Source organism: Bacillus cereus group sp. BfR-BA-01524 (assembly GCF_022662595.1).
In the GTDB taxonomy this organism is placed as follows: domain Bacteria; phylum Bacillota; class Bacilli; order Bacillales; family Bacillaceae_G; genus Bacillus_A; species Bacillus_A thuringiensis_S.
The window spans coordinates 1-7,115 of record NZ_JAKUDW010000164.1; the positions used below are offsets into that span (position 1 = coordinate 1).

Below are 7,115 nucleotides of genomic sequence, written 5' to 3' on the forward strand. Positions count from 1 at the left end.
AGTTTCTTTCTACCGAACATACAGCTTAAACAAACGTTTATTTTAAAAAAATAAGAAGCCTTTTTTACAGGCTCCTTCATCATCGACTTAAGTAATCCGAAATGGTTTGAAATACTACTATATACATATTATGAATATTTCGATCGGAAACAGTATCATTATATAATCCCATACCCCAATATTGACCTTCAGGGTTCCCCATATTTACAAGCCCTTGCGTATACGTCATCGTTTTATCCTTTGGGGTATTATCATAATCTAAATCCTTGTTAGTAAAAATTAAATACGGTCTATCTTGCAAACCAATAAAAAATACCGGCTTCTTTAACGATAAAAATAAGTCCGTATACTGCTCCTTTGATGCCTCTTTAAAGTATTCTTTCATAACGAAAAAACCATCAACTTTTGCTGATTTCTCCTGCATTTCTTCTAACTTTATACTTTCAAACTTTACATTCCTAAACGTATCTTTCGGCTTTTCTCCAACAACTCCAATTACGAGTGCTCTTCCGTTATATTCTAATTTTTCTCCTTCGTTATTCTTTGCACACCCAGCACCTACTAGGCATAACAATATAAAAACTAAAAAATATGATAAACGCTTCATTTAGCACCCTCCCCCTTCTTTTTAGTCAAGTGACAAAAACGTAAGGTTAATTCAAGAAAATGCAAGTAAAATCGATAGCCCAATTCACGTTTCTATATTATAATCAATTGAATTTACTTACATTACTAAACATAGGAGATCAACATGAAGAAATTTAAACTTTCATCTTTTCTTCCGTTAAGTTATATACTTCTACTCGTACTCGTAAGTCCCCTTTACGATGTATTAAATAAAACAACTGTTCACGCAGTAGACGTTACAACTGTAGTAGATGATTGGATTCCATTTGTAAAAGCATTTATTATTCCTTATTTACTTTGGTTTCCATACTTATACGGCGCACTTATTTATTACTGCTTTGCTGACCGAAAGCAATATTATGTCACTTTAAGTAGTGTTATTTTTGGAAAGCTTGCTTGTTTTTCTATTTATTATTTTTGGCAAACAACTGTACCGCGTCCGACTGTCGTTGGAACAGATGTATTTTCTGAACTAGTTCGCTATATTTATAGTATCGACCAGCCAGTAAACTGTTTCCCTAGCATTCACGTTCTTACTACATTTGTAATTATGTTAGCTGCCTTTAAGCGTAGAGAACAACATGCTTTTGAATATTACATCCTTACTTTCTTCGGTACACTTATTATTTTATCAACGCTATTTACGAAGCAACATGCCTTTGTAGATGCCGTTTCTGGAATGACACTTGCAAGCATACTTTACTTCGGTGTTCAACTTTTATTAGCAAAAGAAACAGTACGTGTTCCAGTAAAACAAAATCATAAAATGTAACATAAAAAAGCAGACTGTGGCTTCTCAGTCTGCTTTTATCTATTATTAAGGAGATTTTCAATTTAAGATTGCGGTACAGTCATATCACCAGAATGAATACGACCTGCTTTTTTAAGAGCAATGTAAAGTATATAAGAAACAGCTACTGGAATGACGATATAAGTAATTACCATCGCCGGGACAACTTCCCATCCTTCGCTGGAAATTAAATTAATTGGTGCGATAAGAGAACTTAATCCAAGACCTGCAATTTCTTTTCCTGCTTCCAGTTGGAAAATTAATGCGGATACCGGACCGACTATAGCACTGGCGACGACAGTTGGGACGAGAATCATTGGATTTTTAGTGATATTTGGCAACTGTACTTTCGGAGTACAAAGAGCTTGAGCTAATATGCCACCTAAATTGTTTTCTTTTGCTGAGATGACAGAGAATCCGATAAACTGAGCGACGCATCCGGCAAGAGCTGCACCACCTGCAACACCGTCTAAGCTAAGTGCGATCGCTAACGCAGCTGATGAAGCTGGAGAGATAAGTAATAGTCCCCAAACTACTGCAATGACGATAGAAGCGATAAACGGGCTACCAGCTGAGCTATCTTTAATGAACGCTCCAACTGCATTTAAAACAGGAGTAATATTATGAGATAACCAAATACCAACTAAACCAGAACCTAATATGGCCGCAAATGGAACGAGCATCATATCTAAAGCAGTTTTTCCGCTTAAACGTTTACCAATATATACAGCTAAAGTTGCTGTTAATAAAGCACCGATTGGCTCACCTGTTTTAATAATTAGACCAGCTTCAGTAATTGAAATGGATCCGGCACCAATTGCTCCAGCCACCATAGCCGAGAAGATTACAAGACCATTTGCACCGAGCATAAAAGCAATTCCTGCACCAATCGCTGGTGCCATTAGTGATTTTGCAACAACTCCAATTGTAATAAGCAACGGAATATCAACAATTCTTCCTATATTTTCGATTAGTAAACCAATTCCGAGGGATACGAAAATACCTTGTGCGATACCAGCAGATGCTTTAAATACACGAGACATTATATATTCCTTCATTTGTTTCACCTTCTCCTATAAGTTAGTAACCAATTGTTTTCATATAATCACGTAAAATATCGTTTGATTTTGCGAATCGAGATTCTTCATCCTCTGTTAAATTGAATTCTACAATTTCTCTTATACCGTCTCTAGTAATAATAACTGGTACTCCTGTACAAATATCATATTCACCGTACTCACCATCTAAAATAGCTGATACAGCAATGACACGGTGATCATCATTAAAGATTGAGCTTGCAATATATGCTAGAGAATTTCCGATTCCGTAATAAGTAGTTCCTTTACGTTTATAAATTTCCCATCCGGCTTTTGCAGTCTTCTCAACGATTTCATCTAAATCTATTTCACCAAATCGTTCTTTTTGTTCTTCTAAAATTTGCAGAATTGGCTTTCCACCAACAGTTACATGAGACCAAGCAACCATTTGAGAATCACCATGTTCTCCTAATGAATACCCATGAATACTACGAGGATCTACATGTAACATTTCAGATAAAATTGTTCTTAGGCGAGAAGAATCTAATGATGTTCCTGTACCGATTACGCGATTTCTAGGTAATCCAGATAATTTCCATACTTCATATGTGATAATATCAACTGGGTTCGATGCGAGTAAGAAAATACCATCAAATCCACTTGCCATTACGCCGCCAACAACACTTTCCATAATCTTCGCACTCGCTCCTAAAGTATCTAAGCGACTTTGTCCAGGTTTTGGTGCTGGTCCTGCAGTAATAATGACAATGTCCATATCTTTGCAGTCTTCATAGCTTCCTGCATATACTTTTGTTCTTGTATTTGTAAAGTTAATGCAATGTGATAAATCCATTGCTTCCCCAACTGCACGTTCATGATTTATATCAATTAATAATAGTTCTTCGCAAATTCCTTGATTTACAATGGAATACGCACAACTTGATCCAACTAATCCAGTACCGATAATTGCAATTTTTCTTGTATGTCTTTTCATAGCAATCTCTCCTAAGTGATCATATAATCTATTTCTTTTGTTCTTTACACTCTTAATTATAGAGGTTCTCACGATAGAAACCATGGATACTTTGTGAAATATTGAGCAAAGTTTTTGTCCTTTTTGTGAATTGTTATATTACATTTTCGTCATATTTGTTACAACTGGAAAAATATTTATTATGTATTTATTGACATACAAAAAAATAAAACGAGCGAATCTATTTTCGCCCGTTTTTTCATCCTATTATTTTGCACTTAACTGACTTTTTAATTGCTGCACGATCATCGGATTCGCAGGTGCTGCCGGTTTGTAATAACTCTTTTGCTTTGCGTACTCATACATATTACGTTGACGCATTTCATCTTGATTACGAATTTGGATTAACGTTTGATGTAACTGTTCATTATCAGACTGAGAAATATAATTTGCATAACTTGTTAAACTTGCATTTAATCCTGCTAAATAATCATTTACCATATCTTTTTCATTCATCTTTCTCTTCCTCCTATCCTAGGAAAGTCATTAATTGCTGTTTCGTATTTCTTGCATCTTGCGCATCTTTTTGTAGCATTTGTTTCAGTTGTGGATCTGTACACGTCTGTGCATACTGCTCCAACTTGTTAATAATCGTTGCGTGTCCACCAATTAAATGACGTAAGTTTTCTACTTCAAGCTCTGTTAAATTTTGCATGGAATACTCCTACCTTTCTTCTTTCATTCTTCCTTAGTATTCTGTTCTTTTTAAATCGTATTCATTAAAAAGTCTGCTAAATAATCATTTAACTAAAAAGAGCCTCTAAACGATTAGAGGCTCTTTCTACTTAAATTCCTTTCCGCTTCTTCAATCGCCCGTTGCATTTGTATTAACGGATTTTCAATCATTTTCCCATGCCCTGTCGCCAATAAAGACGGCTTATACTCCAGCAATTTCTGAGCACTCGTTAATGAAACTTCTGCATCCCAAGTCCCAAACATAGGAAACGGGAAAAGCCACTTCAACTGTCCTGCTACCGCTAATCCTCCTCTCGTTTGAAATGCATCTCCAACAATGAGTGCATCATTTCTTGTGTCTAAAAATGCCATTGATCCTGGTGTATGACCTGGAGCTCCAATCGCTACAAGAGAACCAACTTTATCTCCCTCTTGAAGAAAAATATCTGGGATCGTATGTATCTGTTTTGACACTCCCACTTTTATTGGTGTATTTCGTTCTCCCTCTTGTAGTGCCTTATCTCCTTCAAGTAAACAAGCATCTCTTTTAGAAATATAGACTGGAACATCGGGCATCTCTTGCTTTATTGCATCAAGCGCTCCTACATGGTCATCATGCGCATGTGTAATAACGATATTCGTAATCGGTTTTCCTATTTTCCGAGCTGATTGTAAAATCTTCTTTGCACAAAACGGTAAGGCCGCATCAATTAAAGTTAATCCTGTTTCTTCTTCAACGAAGTAACAGTTAATTGGAAATAGACGCGGTAAAAATGCAATTTGATGCACTGTTTCTACGCTTATTACCTTCATCTTCTTTACCTCCATAAAAAAGAGCTGTTTACACATACATATGTAAAACAGCTTTATTCAAGAATTCAGCAATAAAAAAACCAGTAGCCAACTGGCTACTGGTTCTCTCTCATCTATTAAACTGTGTAACGCTCATCTTCTAAAATTTTCGCAGCGATTTCACGTTTCTTCGGAATTACATTAAGTGGTGTGTGGCGAGTTAATTTACGTAATGATGATAACATCATGCGCAGCATGTCGCCATTTTCAACTGCGATAAGTGTTTCTTTCGCATCTGCTTCGATTTCGTTAAATGCTTCTTGGCAGAATACTTCAGTGTATAACACTTTTTGTTTATTCTTTTCAAGACCAGTTGTTTTGATTGCTTTTTCTGTACGAAGAACAGCTGACTCCATTGCGTATAGGTTGCTTACGATGTCAGCGATATTCACAAGAATTTCTTGCTCTTTATCTAATGCTTTACCGTATTTTTGAGCAGCTAATCCAGCTACCATTAAGCCGATTTTCTTCGCATTAGTTACTAAATACTTTTGAAGTGCTAATGGCTCATCGCCTACTTCTTCTGGCATCATCATCATTAACTCTTCTTGTAATTTTTGTGCTTTTTGAAGAAGTGGTAATTCACCTTTCATCGCTTTACGTAAGAACGTACCTGGTACGATTAGGCGGTTAATTTCGTTCGTTCCTTCGAAAATACGGTTAATACGAGAATCGCGGTACATTCTTTCAATCTCGTATTCTGCCATAAATCCGTAACCACCGTGAATTTGAACACCTTCATCTACTGTATAGTCTAATACTTCAGAACCGAATACTTTGTTTAAAGAGCACTCGATTGCATATTCAGCGATAGAAGCTGCTACTGCTTTACCGTCTTTTACTTCTTCTTCAGATAATGTGCTCATGCGGCTTTCGAATAAACCTACTGTACGATATACAGAACTTTCAGCTGCATATGTTTTTGCTGCCATATTCGCAAGTTTCTCTTGAATTAATGGGAAGCGAGCGATTGGTTGCTTGAACTGTTGACGTTGGTTTGCATATTGTGCTGAAATTTCTACTGCACGTTTCGCAGATCCAACTGTACCAACACCTAATTTATAACGACCGATATTTAAAATGTTGAACGCGATAATATGACCTTTACCGATTTCACCAAGTAAGTTTTCTTTCGGCACTAACGCATCTTCTAAAATTAACGTACGAGTTGATGAACATTTAATCCCCATTTTCTTTTCTTCTGGGCTTGTAGATACACCAGCGTATTCTTTCTCTACGATAAATGCTGAGAAATGCTCTCCATCAATTTTTGCATATACAACGAATACGTCAGCGAATGCAGAGTTTGTAATCCACTGTTTCTCACCGTTTAATACATAATGTGTACCTTCTGCATTTAAACGTGCAGTTGTTTTTGCGCCTAATGCGTCAGATCCTGAACCTGGCTCAGTTAATGCGTATGCAGCTAATTTTTCACCAGTTGCAAGTAATGGTAAATACTTTTTCTTTTGCTCTTCGTTACCGAATAATACGATTGGTAAAGATCCGATACCTACGTGAGCACCGTGAGTGATTGCAAAACCACCAGCGCGAGAGAATTTCTCTGCGATTAACGCTGAACTTACTTTATCAAGACCAATTCCGCCGTACTCTTCTGGCACGTCAGCGCCTAATAAACCAAGCTCCCCAGCTTCTTTTAAAAGACGAACTGAACGATCAAATTCATGTTGCTCTAAATATTCAAGCTCTGGAAGAACTTCATTTACGATAAAGTCCTCTGTCGTTTTTGCAATCATTTTATGCTCAGATGAAAAATCTTCTGGCGTAAACACTTGATCAATCGTAATCTCATCAACTAAAAAGCTACCGCCTTTAACCGCATTTCCTACTGTTTTTTCCATGAAAATTTCCTCCTTCATATTTTCATGAGCAGCTTCTCTCTTTTTGAAAGAAGCTGGCTCTCCCGTTTATTTTTTATAAACCTTTGTTGCTTCCATTCTTTGCTTTAGCGTCGTCTCGTTCTGAGCAAGCCGCTTCCACTTTTTTTATAATCCAGTTCCAGTGGCTAGAACAGTCGGTCGTTTCACCCCTTCCTGTGAGGCAAAAAGCGCCTCTTCGTCAGGGCTTCCAACGCCCTCCT

8 protein-coding genes are annotated in these 7,115 nt (G+C 36.9%); 1 reads left to right on the forward strand and 7 read right to left on the reverse strand.

Annotated elements, in window-relative coordinates:
- Positions 1-79 precede the first annotated feature (79 nt).
- Entirely contained in the window at positions 80-607 is a 528-nt protein-coding gene (locus MR170_RS29275) for a hypothetical protein (RefSeq protein ID WP_242310434.1), read from the reverse strand.
- A 144-nt stretch (positions 608-751) separates the two neighbouring features.
- Here MR170_RS29275 and MR170_RS29280 point away from each other — a divergent pair, with 144 nt between their 5' ends.
- A complete protein-coding gene (locus tag MR170_RS29280; RefSeq protein ID WP_016079828.1) occupies positions 752-1,399 on the forward strand; it encodes a phosphatase PAP2 family protein in 648 nt (215 codons plus the stop codon).
- A gap of 62 nt (positions 1,400-1,461) precedes the next feature.
- Here the strand turns inward: MR170_RS29280 and MR170_RS29285 are convergent, their stop codons facing one another.
- The 6 genes from MR170_RS29285 to MR170_RS29310 all read right to left on the reverse strand — a co-directional run bounded on the left by MR170_RS29285 (position 1,462) and on the right by MR170_RS29310 (position 6,876).
- Positions 1,462-2,475 (reverse strand): PTS sugar transporter subunit IIC, encoded by a 1,014-nt coding sequence (locus MR170_RS29285; protein WP_000666170.1) that lies wholly within the window; start codon positions 2,473-2,475, stop codon positions 1,462-1,464.
- Positions 2,476-2,497: 22 nt separating this feature from the next.
- A complete protein-coding gene (locus tag MR170_RS29290) occupies positions 2,498-3,448 on the reverse strand; it encodes an L-lactate dehydrogenase (protein WP_481746792.1) in 951 nt (316 codons plus the stop codon).
- A gap of 246 nt (positions 3,449-3,694) precedes the next feature.
- Positions 3,695-3,943 (reverse strand): spore coat protein, encoded by a 249-nt coding sequence (locus tag MR170_RS29295; protein WP_242310436.1) that lies wholly within the window; start codon positions 3,941-3,943, stop codon positions 3,695-3,697.
- 13 nt (positions 3,944-3,956) lie between these two features.
- The gene (locus tag MR170_RS29300) at positions 3,957-4,142 is read right to left on the reverse strand and encodes a hypothetical protein (RefSeq protein WP_001180555.1); all 186 of its coding nucleotides are present in this window, start codon (positions 4,140-4,142) and stop codon (positions 3,957-3,959) included.
- 113 nt (positions 4,143-4,255) lie between these two features.
- Positions 4,256-4,975 (reverse strand): MBL fold metallo-hydrolase, encoded by a 720-nt coding sequence (locus MR170_RS29305; protein ID WP_043935773.1) that lies wholly within the window; start codon positions 4,973-4,975, stop codon positions 4,256-4,258.
- Positions 4,976-5,091: 116 nt separating this feature from the next.
- Entirely contained in the window at positions 5,092-6,876 is a 1,785-nt protein-coding gene (locus MR170_RS29310) for an acyl-CoA dehydrogenase family protein (RefSeq protein WP_000416293.1), read from the reverse strand.
- Positions 6,877-7,115 lie beyond the last annotated feature (239 nt).